11 protein-coding genes and 1 pseudogene are annotated in these 16,168 nt (G+C 49.1%); 6 read left to right on the top strand and 6 right to left on the bottom strand.

What is annotated here, in order from left to right:
• Positions 1-34 precede the first annotated feature (34 nt).
• The 5 genes from O1Q74_RS10775 to O1Q74_RS10755 all read right to left on the bottom strand — a co-directional run bounded on the left by O1Q74_RS10775 (position 35) and on the right by O1Q74_RS10755 (position 7,192).
• Entirely contained in the window at positions 35-814 is a 780-nt protein-coding gene (locus O1Q74_RS10775; protein WP_271872909.1) for an SDR family oxidoreductase, read from the bottom strand.
• A 389-nt stretch (positions 815-1,203) separates the two neighbouring features.
• Positions 1,204-3,114 (bottom strand): glycosyltransferase family 2 protein, encoded by a 1,911-nt coding sequence (locus O1Q74_RS10770; protein WP_271872907.1) that lies wholly within the window; start codon positions 3,112-3,114, stop codon positions 1,204-1,206.
• A 32-nt stretch (positions 3,115-3,146) separates the two neighbouring features.
• Positions 3,147-4,346, bottom strand: coding sequence for a DUF1501 domain-containing protein (locus O1Q74_RS10765; RefSeq protein ID WP_271872905.1), 1,200 nt, complete (start codon positions 4,344-4,346; stop codon positions 3,147-3,149).
• Positions 4,347-4,361: 15 nt separating this feature from the next.
• Entirely contained in the window at positions 4,362-6,188 is a 1,827-nt protein-coding gene (locus O1Q74_RS10760) for a DUF1800 domain-containing protein (protein WP_442953141.1), read from the bottom strand.
• 251 nt (positions 6,189-6,439) lie between these two features.
• Positions 6,440-7,192: a hypothetical protein gene (locus O1Q74_RS10755; RefSeq protein ID WP_271872901.1), complete on the bottom strand. Its 753-nt coding sequence runs from the start codon at positions 7,190-7,192 to the stop codon at positions 6,440-6,442.
• Positions 7,193-7,601: 409 nt separating this feature from the next.
• Here O1Q74_RS10755 and O1Q74_RS10750 point away from each other — a divergent pair.
• The 6 genes and pseudogenes from O1Q74_RS10750 (at position 7,602) to tyrR (ending at position 13,990) form a co-directional block, all read left to right on the top strand.
• Positions 7,602-8,452: pseudogene (locus tag O1Q74_RS10750) on the top strand (IS3 family transposase).
• A gap of 287 nt (positions 8,453-8,739) precedes the next feature.
• Positions 8,740-10,137: a YcjX family protein gene (locus O1Q74_RS10745; protein ID WP_271872899.1), complete on the top strand. Its 1,398-nt coding sequence runs from the start codon at positions 8,740-8,742 to the stop codon at positions 10,135-10,137.
• Positions 10,134-11,177 (top strand): YcjF family protein, encoded by a 1,044-nt coding sequence (locus O1Q74_RS10740; RefSeq protein ID WP_271872896.1) that lies wholly within the window; start codon positions 10,134-10,136, stop codon positions 11,175-11,177. Before O1Q74_RS10745 ends, O1Q74_RS10740 begins: the two co-directional genes overlap by 4 nt.
• A gap of 141 nt (positions 11,178-11,318) precedes the next feature.
• The gene (locus O1Q74_RS10735) at positions 11,319-12,110 is read left to right on the top strand and encodes a M20/M25/M40 family metallo-hydrolase (protein WP_442953077.1); all 792 of its coding nucleotides are present in this window, start codon (positions 11,319-11,321) and stop codon (positions 12,108-12,110) included.
• Positions 12,107-12,286, top strand: coding sequence for a hypothetical protein (locus O1Q74_RS20365; RefSeq protein ID WP_442953076.1), 180 nt, complete (start codon positions 12,107-12,109; stop codon positions 12,284-12,286). The genes O1Q74_RS10735 and O1Q74_RS20365 overlap by 4 nt, the downstream gene beginning before the upstream one ends.
• Positions 12,287-12,421: 135 nt before the next feature.
• Positions 12,422-13,990, top strand: a complete 1,569-nt coding sequence (gene tyrR, locus O1Q74_RS10730) for a transcriptional regulator TyrR (RefSeq protein WP_271872893.1) — start codon at positions 12,422-12,424, stop codon at positions 13,988-13,990.
• A 55-nt stretch (positions 13,991-14,045) separates the two neighbouring features.
• On the opposite strand, the gene O1Q74_RS10725 is transcribed toward tyrR, so the two are convergent.
• Positions 14,046-16,166 carry a calcium-binding protein gene (locus O1Q74_RS10725; RefSeq protein ID WP_271872891.1) on the bottom strand — a complete coding sequence of 707 codons (2,121 nt, stop codon included), beginning with the start codon at positions 16,164-16,166 and terminating at the stop codon, positions 14,046-14,048.
• Between the last annotated feature and the right edge of the window lie 2 nt (positions 16,167-16,168).

The following is a 16,168-nucleotide window of genomic DNA, read 5'->3' as shown; positions in this document are numbered from 1 at the left end:
CCATGAGCTCCATTAATAATGATGTGAGCGGTATTTATATGGCGCTCATGCCTCCGTCGATGGAAAGGATTTGGCCCGTAATATATTTACTGGCGTCGGAGGCAAAGAGGATTGCTGCGCCTTTTAAGTCTTGATCATCACCAATACGTCGCAGCGGGGACTTTTGCGCCAGTGCATCAACACCAAGTCGATTCAACAAGTTCTGCGTCATGTTGGAGGGGAAAAAACCAGGGGCGAGCGCATTAACGGTGATATTAAATTCTCCCCATTCGCCTGCTAATGCCCGGGTAAAGTTCACCACGGCACCTTTGCTGGTGCTGTAAGCGATACCTTCCAGCCAACCGGGCAGATTGCCTTGCAAGCCTGCAAGTGACGCCACATTGATAATTTTTCCATAGCGACGGGGGATCATGCTGCATTTGCCGATTTTCTGCGTTAATAAAAACAGGCTGCGGATATTCAGGTTCATGACGCGATCCCAGTCAGCCATCGCATGGTCTTCCGCCGGGGAGCCAAATGCCGTACCGGCATTGTTGACGAGAATATCTATCTGGCCTGTCTTGGCGATGGCTTCCTCTGCGAGGCGTTCAATATCGCGATCTTGCGCATTGTCGGCGACAATCCAGTCGGCACGAATACCCAGTGAGGATAGGTGTGACTGCGCGGTCTGTAATTCATCAGTGTGACGCGCTGAAAGAATAATATGCGCCCCTTGTGCACCCAGTGCTTCAGCAATTTGCAGCCCTAATCCACGCGATCCTCCGGTGATGAGTGCGGTTTTCCCAGACAGGGCAAAGAAGTGCGACGTATCCATACCGATTCCCTTATATTGAAATCCCTATCCATTAGAATATATCCGTCATACGTCAAGTTGCAGAATAAGAACCTATCCCATTAGGACTATTTTACTTGCCATTTTGGGCCTGGGCAGCGCTCAAAATCTTCACGTACTATGTATACGCTTCGGTTTTTCTGCGCTGCCCGAGCCCAAACGGGCTATGCCAATAAACACCTACTGAAATAGGCCCTAAGGCGTTATTATTGAATAACGCGCCTGAAAATTAAAATAGGAAAGGATAGTCTCTAATAACGGTATTGAGTTTAAATAGATATCAGGGAATAATTCCAGCGATATTCTGTCATTAAGAAAAAATATTTTTGAGTTGTGATTAATCCCCCATTAATTGCCTAAATAGAATTTATTCAGTACGCGATGGATGCCTTGATCTTTTTGCGCTGAATACGCCGGTGTTTGGTGATGCTGCTACCAATACTGACTGAAGCCGATAGCATGGTACGGAGAAAGAAAAATGCCGCAATATAGTGGCTGATGGGCAGCCATTGTGCTGGAGAAATCTTTAGTAAAAATAGCAGGGCGATGGCCAGCGAGCTAACAATCCAGATGGCTAGCAGCATATCGCGACTCTTTGACCAGCGTTTTCGTGTTGTCTCCCCAACTTGATGTGTGGTTAATCCTTTAGTTCCCCAACTGACATCGTTGGTATTCGCAATGGCATAGGTGGCCAGATAGAGATTGAAAATCGGCAGCAGGACGAGGTAAAAGCAGCCCCACCGCATAAACTGCCTTAAATAACCAAATGAATGCAGGCTAATAGAAATACAGATCAGTAATAGCGTTGCCCCCATAATGAGCAGGTTCTGTACTGTCATACTCACGAACGCTAACAGGAATGTGCAGCCCATGACCCCACCCAGCAACGACATAGCAACACAATGATAGGATACACTCGTTTTTACATTCAGGGGCAAGGTGCGGTTAATCAAGAGGATGCCACCCCATAGCGACAGAAAAAGCAGCGCCAGACCGAGCCCCACTGTTGTGATATAAGAAGAAGGCGTGGTGGGTTGAAGCATGTTGACGAGATGTGTAACACCTGTGGCCAACAATATTGCGGTAAGCGCCGGCATAATAAATTGGGTGATTAGTTGTAAAAAACCCCACAGTACAGCAAGAGCAATCTTTCCGCGTCGCAGAGGAGAAAGCATCGGCTGTCTTAGTACGGCAGGTAGTTGGGAGAGCGAATGTAAACGCGCCGCGGTGGTGCTGTTAATCCAGCGTCGACGTTGGCGCAGGAGTTCTGCCAGCGTGGGGACGGTATCTGTGCGTACCACGGCATCCTGCTCATAGCGCACGGCGCTGCCGTGGTGATGTCTGACCAATTCGAGCCCCATAACCCGATCCTCTGCCAGAAAAATATTATGTTCTAACAGGGTGTTTGGCACTAATCCGCGTAGGTAAATGTCAACCGGGGCTTGGGGGTGCCCATGATTTTCACAAAACTGATGCCAGCGAATCATGCTGCATTGTCCGGGAACCACCTCTAAGTAGTGCAGTGCATTACCCATTGCCCAATCGCTGACTTTTTCCCATATAAAATCAGCGTATTGCCAGTTTTGTACCGGGTTATAGTTGGTCGGCGTTGGCAGCATAATGCGTGTGGCGACGGCTGCACAGTGCGGCTCCTGCCACATGTGTTGTAAAAGGTGCATCAGACATGCTGATTCCGTAACAGAACCGGTATCAATTTGCAGTACAAATTCAGTCTTAATGACGCTACCAACGCCCCAAAAAAACCACGCGTGGCTATCCAGTTTTCCGGCATTATGCTGTTTGTTGGCGAGCAGCAGGCTGATTGACTGGTCTGGATATTCCCCTGTAGACGGTTGATCGCAACAGTGCAGAATTTGCGAGGCGGGGAGGTTACTTACCTGAAGCGTCAGCGAGTTTTGTCCGTGAACGGGCGTTGCCGCAGATCGTGGGGTAAGATCCAGTTTTTCTAAAAGTGAAACGGTTGAAGGGTGTGCAGAGTCCGTGCCGTCAAGCATCATGCAAATCATGACTTTTGGCGGACAATGGGTAAATGTCGCTGCCAACTGTTGCTGGTTGCGTATCAGGCCAGCTAGCGTATCAGCGAGCATGGACGCTGGTTCGTTATAGAGCGTGAGGCAAACCAGAATGTCCGCCTGGGTACTGGGAAGATCTCCATCTATAACGAGATTATCACGGCAGCCTTGCCGGATCGCCGAGAGCGTTTGCCTGCGTGTGATATCGGTATTCATGGGGCGGTGAGCGGGTATCCCTATCATTTCCATAAAAATCGCGTCCTGTGAAATAATGTGGTTGACTAGAGTTGAATATTCAGAGGAGAGAACGATGCTCCCCCAGCATGAATGGCTGGAAGTTTCCAAAAGCGTTCAGCCACGGTTGTGTATATCGAGCGGAAATCGGTTGAAAAATAAGGGTTACCGTCGTTATCTAATTTATCGAGAGGGCTTCGCCCGCCCCAGATACCGCCTTCGACGTGACCACCTAACAGCAGGACCGGTCCGCACGTGCCGTGATCGGCCCCGCCTGATGCATTTTCCTGTGGGCGACGACCGAATTCCGAATGCACCATGATCAGACTATCTTGCCACGCGCCTATCTCGATGAGTCCCCGACGCAATCCAAGCAATAAGGTTTCTACTTTGCTGAGTAGACGTTCATGTTCACCGCGTAAATTAGTATGTAAATCGAAGCCAGATAAACTGATCTTGTATAGCGGTGAACGGACGTTGTTTTCTATTAACCAGAGTGCGGTGGCTGCTTGTGCATTTTGTGGCTCAATATAGCCATTCTGTGTAAACCATCGGGTAAAGCGATTTTGCCCAAGTAGTTTGCTTTGAATTCGGCGACTTATCATGCTGGTGTTTTCCATCAACTGGAAAATATGTCGAGCAGCAGGGTTATCCTTGTCATTTTTAAGGGCAGTGAGTGTGGAAAGTTCTGCGTTCAATAAGGCACGGCTGTCCTGGAGTGCCAATGCCTGCGTTGCGGGGTGGATGAGTAAAGATTGATCGCCAGAGAGAATGATACCATCGGCATCGTGATGCCGCTCCTGAAGCGAGTACGTATTCAAAACACGGCCCGCCCATCCGGATTTTAGCGTTGGGGTATCAGCACCATTAGCCCAGATCGCAGCCGAACTGAAATGAGACAGGTTGGGAGAAGGATAGCCCACATCCTGCACAACGGCGATTTCTCCCTTTTGAAAGATATCCACAAGCCTTTTCCAGGCAATATTAAATGCAAGGTCATCGTTCAATGGCGCATATTCGTTCGTGTTTAACGCCAGTGTTGGTCGATAATGGCGATACAGTGGGTCACGATAGGGAACTAAGGTATTTAATGCATCGTTACCGCCGGATAATTCGACGATGATTAAGTTCTTATTAGCGGGGAGCGTATTCCCCGCTAATCCACGTAGGGGTAACATTGAGGTTAATGCACCGGCGGCAAGGCCACGGAGAAGCGAACGCCGTAGTGGTATAAATGGTAAAGTCATCAGTGAGATCCTTATCTATTTCAGGTTGAATGCAGGGTCGAGAGTGAGTGCCTTGAAGGCCGCAGCATCGAAATCCTGATTCGTGGCTTGCCTGAAAGGCGTGGTCGCTAGCAACGAGTGATACCACTCAGCGGTGTAGTTCGGTGAGGCAAGGGGCAATGATAATGTCTCTGAATTAGCAAGCCGTGGTTGCAGTCGAGCCGTACCATATTCGATGTTCGCATTGAGCGGTGAGTTCCTGTCTGCCAACGTCGCATCTTCTGTATTGAGTGAGGAACGGAGGTCAAAAGACAGGCTCAAGTTACAGTAAAACGCTCCCAACGGTGAATCAGGGCGGCAGAGAGACCCTTCAGGCAGAACCCATTTAGCCGTATTCGGCGAAAAACGGTAGCCGTTAAAGGCAATCCAATTAACAAACAGGTTAGTGCCAGGTTCGTCGGCATCCATTGTGATTGTGACGTTTTCCAGTACATCGGGCACATTGGGAATGGCAACGGTTTCCCACATGGGCTTGAGATTACCGGATTCATTGGAGGCTTGTTCTTGTCGAGTGTCCGCTCCCAGTGTTGCAGTAATCCGCGCAAGGGGCTTGCCGTTAACGGTGACGATAAAGCGAGTTGGCAACCCACGACTTTCTGAGGCGAAACGGATAAGTAGCCCTTTATCTGTCGGCGGTGGAGGGGTTTCACGCGCCAACCATAGGCGGTGTAATATTCTGGAGCGATCGACCAAGGTTTTACCATCAAGCCATGTGATTCCACCCTCCCATCCGGCTACGGAAGGAGCCATAAACGGGGTTTGCCCCAGTGTTTGAAGGTAATCCAGCAGAATCTGTTGTTCTGGCAGAACCAGTGAAAAAGAGCGGGAAAAACCAACAACCAGGTCCAATGGCGATTTCACCAGTGCCCCGCGATTTTTCTCATGCCAAAAAGCGGGACTGAGTAGTAATTCCCGCAGAAAAGGCTTCATAGCGTAGTCATTATCGCGTAGCAACTGAGCTAACGTCGCAATCGTTTGTGGATTGTCGTCCAGCGAAATAAAGGCTCGGTAGAATTTCTTCGCTAAACGAGTGGCGGTTTGGGGCTGCGACAATAAAACATCGACAAGCTGATCGAGCTCCTCGTCGGGAGTTCCCTGAATGCTTTTACCTAATACGATTTTCTCGCCGGGTACCGCTGCACTTGCATTGAATTGATAACGCCATTGTTGTGTGGCGTTCACAGTATGTCCCGCCAGAATACGAGAAACCTGTTTGACGTCATTCTCACTGTAATTACCATCTCCCAGCGTGAAAAGTTCCATCAATTCTCTGGCTAGATTCTCGTTAGGGTGATCGCGGGTGTTGGAGATGTTGTCTAGCCCACTTAGCATCATGGGGTCTTGCAAAATTTTCCGCGTCAGTAATCTAAAACTCTGGCTTCCAGCTTGCCGAAATAGCGTAAGTTGATCGAAAAAAGGGGCGGTAATGAGCGTATTGTCAAACCGGGAGACAAAATGGTTATGCCAAAACAAGGTGAGTCGTTCGGCGAATGGTGTCGGCGTAAGAATCATTTCTTGCAACCACCATGCCTGTAATTGGTTAATCTCATTGAAGCGAAAGAAGATCATTTTCTGCTCAGTCCAACCTTCTTCCCGATAATTAGGATAAGGTTCCGATATGAATGCTGGAGGACGAGTGTAAAAAGGGGTATCAAGTGTACCTAGCAGATAATCCACGGCTTGTTCCCGTGTCATGTTTTTGAAACGTTCAATATCCTGCTGAGTTGTGCCGAATCCGGTTCTATCCACCAAATGTCGCGTTTCTGCGGGCGTTAGAGCCATGCTCTTGTTAAGAGATGCCATCGCCAACAGTGTGATGAGAAAGAGATATTTGCTAAGTCTAGAGAGTAACTGGAACGATATTCTATCGTGTAATAAAGCGAGTTGGATTCGAGATGGTGAAAAATGTGGTAATGCAAAAAAACGATCCTGTTTATGCATAATAGTAGATTATCCCTCAGACATAATAGAATGACGCGGAAATCTACTATGGAAAAAAACGCCACAATATTCACCCTGAATGGGGTAAGTTCTGCACTAGCTGGGGTTAGGGGTTACGTATTATTGAGTTGGCGCTTGGCTTGAGCAAATTTACTTTCAAGCGTACTTTTTGACACTCCTCGTTTATCTCCATAATGGGCAATTAAGGCTGAAATAACGGATTCCTGAGACTGAAATAGTGTATAGGGTTGACCTGATGGCGAACGCTGATTGTATAAACTAATTAAAGCCCCGATGATTGTTAAATAGGTGCTTTCACTCCTTTCACCTAAAATGGGATTTACATGGTTTTTTATTGCTGATTTATAGTTTTCTTGTAGTGACTGATAATCGTTTGTTATATTTTTATTTTGATTTTCAAGGCTGTTGTTTTTTATTCTCATTGCTTCAAGTTCAGCTAGAATTATCTGAATAAAATTATAATTAATTGTAGGGGGGATGAGCTGTTCTTGTGGTGAAAATAAAAAATCAGGTTTCTCATTGGGGTAGTATGATATCATCCAATTTTTCAGATCAATATGCCGGATAGTTAAATCAGGATCGTCCAAATCCAGAGCTACGGAACTCGTAATCCCCCGTTTGCTGTGACGTAACTCACCATTAATAAGCCCATCAATAATTCTTTCCTGATTTAATGAAAGGATTGGCCAGGTTTGAGATGTACGATGTAAAAAAACAATCGGATATCCATTGAACTCTTCTAGTATCTCAGATTCTACTGATAATAAATTACTCCACCTAATCGCTGCTTCAATGGGGCGATAAAATGTTTTTGTAACAGTCTGGTGGGCATATGTTGAAAACATAGTTAAAAACTCCTTTTTATAACATTGTTCTTGGGACTTAAATATTTTTCTTTTTGCTTAGATATACGAGGTGATAACTACCTGCTGTGGTAGATAAACTTATGCGCTAAATATATTACCCTCCGTTCAATGAAAATGTCTGTTGTCGATGAGAAATATCATGCCGTATAGGTTTTTTTTGCTATATCCATAAGATGCTTTCTTGTGAGTATATCTTGCGGCATTAGCATTATATACCCTAAATAATTCGAGTGGCAGGAAGGCGGCAAGAGTGAGAATCCCGATGAGCTTACTCAGGTAAGTGATTCGGGTGAATGAACGTAGCCAACGCACATGCGGCTTGAAGTGATCCTATCCGCCAATAGTGGACACGCGACTAAGTGAGTAAACTCTCTACCAGAGGTGACTCATGACGAAACCCGTATCAACCAGTAAAAAACCACGTAAGCAACATACGCCTGAATTCCGCAACGAAGCCCTGAAGCTTGCAGAACGCATCGATGTTGCTGCCGCCATCAGACCAACTCGCGTCAGCGATTCCGGCTTGTCTGCGATGATGCCGTCAGCAAGGCGTTCAATCATGCCAAACAGTGGTACGGTGCCTCACGACTGGCTGATGAACTGCCACACTATAACGTGAAAACCATTGCTGCCAGTCTGCGCCGTCAGGGGCTGCGGGCAAAAGCTGCCTGGAAGTTCAGCCCGGTCAGCTACCGGGAGCACTGCCTGCCAGTGTCTGAAAATCTGCTGAAGCGAGACGTTATCGCCAGCGGCCCGAATCAAAAATGGGCAGGAGATATCACCTACTTACGTACAGATGAAGGCTGGCTGTATCTGGCGGTAGTCATCGACTTATGGTCGCGGGCGGTTATCGGCTGGTCGATGTCATCGCGGATGACGGCACAGCTGAGCTGTGATGCGCTTGAGATGGCCCTGTGGAGGAGAAAACGGCCAAAACAGGTAATCGTGCATACCGACCGTGGTAGCCAGTACTGTTCAGGGGATTATCAGGCGTTGCTGGGGCGGCATCACCTGCGCGGGAGCATGAGTGCCAAAGGATGCTGCTATGATAATGCCTGCGTGGAAAGTTTTTTTCATTCGCTGAAAATGGAATGTATCGATGGAGAGTCCTTTGGCAGTCGGGAAATAATGCGAACGGCGGTGTTTAATTATATCGAGTGCGATGACAATCGCTGGCGTCGCCATAGCGCTTGCGGCGGGCTTAGCCCGGAACAATTTGAAAACCAGAACCTCGCTTAGGGCTGTGTCCACATTACGTGGGTAGGATCACTTATGTCGGCGTGAGGCGTTTGTCTGATTTCATTATATTGATACGATATATTTCTCAGCGATATGTAGTTTTCAGCTCCATAATTGTTCTCAACAGTATATACCCTAAATAATTCGAGTTTCAGGCAGGCGGCAAGGGAAGGAATCCCGATGAGCTTACTCAGGTAAGTGATTCGGGTGAGTGAACGTCGCCAACGCACATGCAACTTGAAGTATGACGGGTATATTTCTCAACTACAGGCGTGATGGATCATTCAATGAGTCGACTACAAAACGAACTTCACTCACTGGTCAATCGCAGTGTGGATCGCCACCTGCGTCTTGCCGTCACCGGGTTGAGCCGCAGTGGCAAAACCGCGTTTATCACCGCGTTCGTTAATCAATTATTGAACACCCATAACGGAGCACATTTGCCGATGTTTTCCCCCGTGCGCGAAGAGCGTTTGCTGGGGGTAAAACGCGTGCCGCAGCGCGATCTGGGCGTGCCGCGCTTTGCCTATGATGAAGGCATGGCGGTGCTGTATGGCTCCCCGCCGGACTGGCCGACGCCGACGCGCGGCGTGAGTGAGATCCGTCTTGCGCTGCGTTATCGCTCCAGAGACTCGTTGCTGCGCCACTTTAAAGATACCTCGACGCTCTATTTGGAAATTGTCGATTACCCCGGCGAATGGCTGCTGGATCTACCGCTGCTGGAACAAACCTATTTGAGCTGGTCGCAGCAGATGAGCGGTTTGCTGCAAGGGGGACGCATTGAGTGGGCGAAGCCCTGGCTGGCGCTGTGTGAGAAACTCGATCCGCTGGCACCAGTAGATGAAAACCAGCTCGCTGAGGTCGCGCAGGCTTACACCGACTATCTTCATCGCTGCAAGCAGGAAGGGCTGCACTTTATTCAACCGGGGCGGTTTGTGCTGCCGGGCGATCTGGCGGGTGCGCCGGTGCTGCAATTTTTCCCCTGGCCGCAGGTGAATGAGATCGGTGAAGCCAGACTGGCGCAGGCGGATGAGAAAACCAATATCGGCATGCTGCGTAAGCGTTTTGATTATTACTGTCAGTCGGTCGTCAAAGGGTTTTATAAGGATCACTTCGTGCGCTTTGACCGGCAGATTGTTCTGGTTGACTGCCTGCAACCGCTCAATAGCGGTATTCACGCGTTTAACGATATGCGGCTGGCGCTGACCCAACTGATGCAAAGTTTTCACTACGGGAAACGTACGCTGTTCCGTCGTTTGTTCTCGCCTTGTATCGACAAGCTGATGTTTGCGGCGAGTAAAGCGGATCACATTACCGCCGATCAGCACGCCAATCTGGTGTCTTTGCTTCAGCAACTGGTGCAAGAGGCGTGGCAGAACGCCGCGTTTGAAGGCATCGATATGCGCTGTGAAGGCATTGCGTCAATCCAGTCAACGCAAAGCGGGGTTGTCGATCATCAGGGGCAGAAAATTCCCGCGCTGAAAGGGCATCGGCTCAGCGATGGTCAGCCGCTGACGGTCTATCCCGGTGAAGTGCCAGCACGTTTACCGGGGGCGGCATTCTGGCAAACGCAGGGCTTCCATTTCGATCAATTTCGTCCGCGAGAAATGACGGTAGATACGCCGTTGCCGCATATCCGGTTGGATACGGTCATGGACTTTTTGTTAAAGGATAAATTGCGATGAGCGAACCACTGAAACCCCGCGTCACATTCGATGAGGCTTTACCGCAAGAGCCGCAACCGCAATTGCGTGCCGGATTAGCCTTTGACGAGCAGAGCGGTACGCCATTTTCCCCTATCAGCCGCGAAGAAGAAGTACCGGAAGAAGGCATCGCGGAAGAGGCCGTCAGCGCGGCGCTGCGCCCGAAACGCAGCCTGTGGCGGCGTATGGTGATGGCAGGAATAGGGCTGTTTGGCGTTAGCGCACTGGCACAGGGCGTGCAGTCATTGCACAACGCCTGGGTGCAGCAAGATTGGATCGCGTTAGGCGGTATTACCGCGGGTAGCCTGATTATCGCGGCGGGCGTCGGTTCTCTGGCCGTCGAGTGGCGACGGCTCTATCGCTTACGGGAACGCGCGGAAGAGCGTGATGTGGCCCGCGATCTGCTACACAGCCACGGCGTGGGGCGGGGGCGCGAATTCTGTGAAAAGCTGGCGCGTCAGGCAGGGCTGGATAGCGGCCATCCGGCGATACAACGCTGGCAGGCTTCACTCCATGAAACCCACAACGACCGCGAAGTGCTGGAGCTTTATGCACGTCTGGTTCAGCCCGTACTCGACACGCAGGCACGGCGTGAAATCAGCCGTTCGGCGGCGGAATCGACCTTGATGATCGCCGTCAGCCCGCTGGCGCTGGTGGATATGGCCTTTATCGCCTGGCGCAACCTGCGTCTGATTAATCGTATTGCTGCGCTGTACGGCATAGAACTCGGCTATTTCAGTCGCATTCGCCTGTTCCGGCTGGTGCTGGTCAATATCGCGTTTGCTGGCGCATCGGAACTGGTGCGGGAAATTGGTATGGACTGGATGTCGCAGGATCTTGCGGCACGACTATCAACCCGTGCCGCACAGGGCATTGGTGCAGGGTTGCTGACCGCACGGCTGGGTATTAAGGCGATGGAACTGTGCCGCCCGCTGCCGTGGCTGGATGACAAACCGCGCCTGGGTGATTTCCGCCGCGAGCTGATTGGTCAGGTGAAAGAAACGCTGCAAAAAGGGCGTTAGGGAAACAAAGGCGCGCAGCGTGCGCCTTCGTCATATTTTTCATTGTCCGGCAAGAAATACAGACTGTGTTCTGTGAGTACCGCTATGACAGAATCGTGTGTAGGATAAAAACTCCTCATCGCTATATAACAGGATGTTTTTATGATTCCCGGTAAAAAATTGACGCTGGCGGCGCTGTCGCTGTCGGCCACTATTCTCTGTTTACCTGCCAGCGCACAGCTGGTGCTGGCCTCTGCCGAGGCTGAGCGTTACGCGCAACACAGCTTCCCCGAATATCTCGAATTACTCACTCTGCCCAATGATGCCGCCGTGCCTGCGGATATCCAGCGCAATGCTGACTGGCTGGAAAAAGCCTTTCAGAAGCGGGGCTTCACCACGCAGCAGCTAACGAATGGTGACAAGCCGCTGGTTTATGCTGAGCTGGGTACGCCAAGAGCCGATCGTAAAACTATCTTGTTCTACATGCATTTTGACGGACAGCCCGTGAATCCCGCTGAATGGCAAACACCGCCGTGGCAGCCCGTATTGAAAGAAAAAGATGCCGCGGGCAAATGGCAAACACTGCCCGAATCGCGTCTTCTGAAAGGCGATATCAACCCGGAATGGCGTCTCTTCGCCCGGGCATCGGCCGATGATAAAGGACCGATCGCAATGTTTCTCGCCGCCGTGGACGCGATGAAAGATAAAGGCGTTGAACCTGCCGTCAACATCAAGGTGCTGCTGGATTCCGAAGAGGAAAAAGGGTCGCCCGGTCTGACGACGGTGATGGCCGATCATCTGACGTTGCTGAAAAGTGATGGGATGGTGATTTATGACGGCGCGATGCCGTCCAGCAATAAGCCTGGCATCAACTTCGGCAATCGTGGCTCTATCCAAATCGATATGACGGTTTTCGGTGCGAACGCGGCGGCGCACCGGAGAAGAACCGTATGATGGGCGGAACGTTGCCAATGAGCGGGGCGGTCAGCGTGCTAAAAGTGCCTTACGTCATCGTTCCTCTGGTGAATGCCGATAATAATCAGCATAGTTTTGATGAGAATTTACGTCTCGGTAACTATCTGGAAGGCATCCGCACCATTGTGGCAATGGCAACGACGCCGCTGCCATAATCCCGTTTCGCTATTGAGTGGAAAAAACGTACAGATGTGTCAACTTTTGCTGCCACCTTACTTCATCCGGTGCAAACGAAAGGGTATTATCAGCAGCAATAGCCCAATCGTGTCTCTTGAAGAAGGTAGCCGTTGATGCATCTGGAAGTAATTTGTGAAGACCGCATTGGTATGGTCCGTGAACTGTTAGATCTGCTTGCGTCACGCAATATTGATTTACGCGGCATCGAAATTGCCACCATTGGCCGTATTTACCTCAATTTTGCTACGCTCGATTTTGATGCTTTTCGCCTGCTGATGACAGACATCCGCCGCATTGAAAGCGTTAGCGATGTGCGCACCGTCGCATTTATGCCGTCTGAGCGCGAGCATCGGGCGCTGAATGCGCTGCTGGAATCCATGCCGGAACCGGTATTCTCGTTGGATATGAAAGGGAAGCCGGAGCTGTTTAACCCCGCCGCGCTGGCGCTGTTTGAACAATCGGCAGAGACCATCAGCGATTTGACGATTGGCAGTATGATTCCTGGTTTTAATTTCGCCAGCTGGTTGGAAAAGAGTAGCACCGTCGTCGCCGAGCGCGTCGTGATTCGCGGTCAGGATTTCTTGCTGGAAATGACGCCGGTCCGTCTGGAAGATGATGCCGGCAAAGCCGCCACGGCGGGGGCGCTGGTGATGCTCAAATCGGCCGCCCGCATGGGACGGCAGTTACAGAATCTCACCGTAAACGATGAGAATGAATTCGATCATATCGTTGCCGTTAGCCCGAAAATGCGTCAGGTGGTTGAGCAGGCGCGCAAGCTGGCAATGCTGGACGCGCCGCTGCTGATTGTCGGCGACACGGGGACCGGCAAAGATATGCTGGCGCGTGCGTGCCATCTGCGCGGACCACGTGGCAAGAATCCTTTCCTGGCGCTGAACTGCGCGGCGTTACCCGATGACGTGATGGAAAGTGAACTGTTCGGCCATGCGCCCGGCGCATATCTCAACGCGCAGGAAGGCAAGAAAGGGTTCTTTGAGCAGGCTAACGGCGGTTCGGTTCTGTTAGATGAAGTCGGTGAAATGTCGGCGCAAATGCAGACTAAACTGCTGCGTTTCCTGAATGACGGGACATTTCGCCGGGTAGGTGAAGATCATGAAGTCCATGTCGACGTGCGGGTGATTTGCGCGACCAAGAAAAATTTGTTGGAGCTGGTTCAGCGCGGTGAGTTCCGGGAGGACCTTTATTATCGCCTGAATGTGCTTACACTAATGCTACCGCCGCTGCGCGAGCGTCCGGCGGACATTATGCCGCTGACCGAGCTCTTTGTGGCGCGTTTTGCCGATGAACAGGGGATTTCACGGCCTAAACTGGCGGCCGATGTGGAACATTTCCTGCCGCAGTACGGCTGGCCGGGCAACGTTCGGCAGTTGAGGAATACCATTTATCGGGCGCTAACGCAGTTGGAAGGCAACGAGCTGCATATGCAGGACATCGATCTCCCGGCGTTTTCGATTGATGCGCCACAGGATGAAACCCTGCTTGACGGCTCGCTGGATGACATCAACAAGCGTTTCGAACGCTCCGTGTTGACCCGCCTTTATCAATCTTATCCAAGTACGCGTAAATTGGCGAAGCGGTTAGGGGTATCGCACACGGCGATAGCCAACAAACTACGGGAATATGGACTCAGCCAACGCAAAGCGGCGGGGGACGACGAGGAGTAAATAACAAAACGGCTGCGCAAGCAGCCGTTTTGTTATGATTAGAAGGATATCAGTCTCAGGCATACCATAAATCAGCAGAGGTAGGGAGAGTGAAACGATCTGTAATCATCTCTGAGTGTAATTGAACGTATTGGTCAACTAACTGATCCATATTACTGGCATGTGAAGCTGCAGCATTGGAATAGTTAGGAACAACGAGCGATTTAAATTTCAGACCCAGATCGCCAGCATCGTAATTTTCAATAATGGCTTCTGCGGGATCCAGGTTAGCAAAAGAAGCCGATACGAAGAGTGTCGACCCTGACAAGGTGTAACGGACAATGAATTGATCGCCCAGCGTTTCATCAATCATATTTCTGCTTCCTCCAAGCGCAGGCGAAAAATTCATCGGATTAGGGATCGCAGGATAAAACACAGCGGTATCACCGTCTTGAAGTATTACTTCTCCTCCGGGATTGGGGGAGCTACTACGAATAATAAATCCACCTTTTAATTCTATACCGAGGTCTCTTTGGTTAGTTAACTGATTTATAGAAGAGAGATTAATGTACAGTTTATCATCACTATCGGCATCTTTTATGGTATTTACGCCTTGAGTGATAACAAATTTATCCGCCCCTCCGTTACCGTAAATAATATTATCACCTCTTCCACCAACAATAATATTACTGCCACCATTACCGTATAATACATCATCAAATGATGTGCCAATAATGTTCTCCATATTCCTGATTGTCAGGGATCCGTTACCCTCACCTTCAAAGGGAAAGACCACTTCATTACCGACTAATGAAAGCTCTACGCCATGATTTATATGGGAAAGGTCAATCGTATCGCCATATCCAGTCTTAGACTCTAATAAGTCCACGATGATATTTTCAGTAGATATAGGGAGTTCTTTTATGATAATAGTGTCAGAGTTATTTGTCCCTTCGACTTTCTCGACGCTATAAGCATAATCATGCCCTTTATAAATACTATATCCTTCAGTGGGTGATTTATCGATAGAGAATCTCCAGTTGTATAAAGCGCTATCTATTTTCTCAAAGCTAATACTGAGTTTAAGGGGGACTGCGTTATCTCCACCATCACGAGTCGCATGATAGGATAAAGTGTCGTAACCTGGCCCACCATCAACCAGCGCACTGCCAGGAATTAGACCTAAATAAGTCGTAGGGACACCAAGGATATTGTCATTTCCTATACCGGCATGCACGATGTAATTAAGATAGTTTGCTCTGTCACCTATCCAAAAATCCTTATAATCATCATCGCCTTGACTACCTGATGAGAATCCTAAATTTGTAGTTTGAAATAAGACTTTATCATAAGGTAATTTATTACCGGCTAAAAACGGATGATCGGCTGGCAGCGCGTAGGCTGTGCTAATAAAATTATTGGTTTGTTCGATAATTTCTTGCTGTGATTTATCGACATTTTCAAAGCTGCGAATAACGGCATAAATAGATTCTAGTAAATTATAACTATCAATGGTTTCCTGGTTAGCCTGCAATGCGGCAATCAAGTCATAAGTGCCGCTATGCTCTTTTATGATACGATCGACAATACCACTCCCCGTACGGATTTCTGCATTAATTTCTTCTGTGGTTAATAACCACTCCTCATAAAACCGATCATAACCCAAAAAAGGGAAAAGCATTGTGCCAGCCCAGCCGGTAAAGTCACCTTCTGGATAGATGTCACCTTGAAATACCTTTCTGGCAGCTTCACCACCATCTAATACACCTAGCCCTTCTAATCCGGGAAGTAAGCCATTGTGATTAAGTATATTTCTAACCAACTCAAACCCTATATTGTTTGATGCCTCATTAATTTTATTATCAAGTATACTTAACTCGAGTTCGCTTAATTCTCCATAACGTAATTCATACTGTATTTCGGTGTAATTTCTAATAAAAACAGAGTAGACGCTCGAATCATTATTAACTTCACGGGCTCCTTGTAACCAGGTATATACCTTGAAGTATTCACCTACATTTATATCGGGTACAGGAAGATAGCTGAGGATTTTATCATATAGTGGGACGGCGAGCGATTTTGCTCCTGTACCAGCCAGCGCTAGTTGTTTAATCAGTAATGTTTCAAGTTCTGCTTGTTGTGATTTTGATAAAATAAATCCGCCATTTCCGTAATGATATTCATAGGTAATCGCCATAT

The sequence above is a fragment of the Pectobacterium sp. A5351 genome, assembly GCF_028335745.1.
In the GTDB taxonomy this organism is placed as follows: Bacteria; Pseudomonadota; Gammaproteobacteria; order Enterobacterales; family Enterobacteriaceae; genus Pectobacterium.
Note: the sequence above shows the minus strand (reverse complement) of the source record. Positions and strands in the feature narration are given on the sequence as shown.

Excerpts from the sequence above, each read along its gene's own strand:
- O1Q74_RS10775 (WP_271872909.1), bottom strand. The coding sequence starts at position 814 with ATGGATACGTCGCACTTCTTTGCCCTGTCTGGGAAAACCGCACTCATC.
- O1Q74_RS10770 (WP_271872907.1), bottom strand. The coding sequence starts at position 3,114 with ATGGAAATGATAGGGATACCCGCTCACCGCCCCATGAATACCGATATC.
- O1Q74_RS10765 (WP_271872905.1), bottom strand. The coding sequence starts at position 4,346 with ATGACTTTACCATTTATACCACTACGGCGTTCGCTTCTCCGTGGCCTT.
- O1Q74_RS10760 (WP_442953141.1), bottom strand. The coding sequence starts at position 6,188 with ATGGCATCTCTTAACAAGAGCATGGCTCTAACGCCCGCAGAAACGCGA.
- O1Q74_RS10755 (WP_271872901.1), bottom strand. The coding sequence starts at position 7,192 with ATGTTTTCAACATATGCCCACCAGACTGTTACAAAAACATTTTATCGC.
- O1Q74_RS10745 (WP_271872899.1), top strand. The coding sequence starts at position 8,740 with ATGAGTCGACTACAAAACGAACTTCACTCACTGGTCAATCGCAGTGTG.
- O1Q74_RS10740 (WP_271872896.1), top strand. The coding sequence starts at position 10,134 with ATGAGCGAACCACTGAAACCCCGCGTCACATTCGATGAGGCTTTACCG.
- O1Q74_RS10735 (WP_442953077.1), top strand. The coding sequence starts at position 11,319 with ATGATTCCCGGTAAAAAATTGACGCTGGCGGCGCTGTCGCTGTCGGCC.
- O1Q74_RS20365 (WP_442953076.1), top strand. The coding sequence starts at position 12,107 with ATGATGGGCGGAACGTTGCCAATGAGCGGGGCGGTCAGCGTGCTAAAA.
- tyrR (WP_271872893.1), top strand. The coding sequence starts at position 12,422 with ATGCATCTGGAAGTAATTTGTGAAGACCGCATTGGTATGGTCCGTGAA.
- O1Q74_RS10725 (WP_271872891.1), bottom strand. The coding sequence starts at position 16,166 with ATGGCGATTACCTATGAATATCATTACGGAAATGGCGGATTTATTTTA.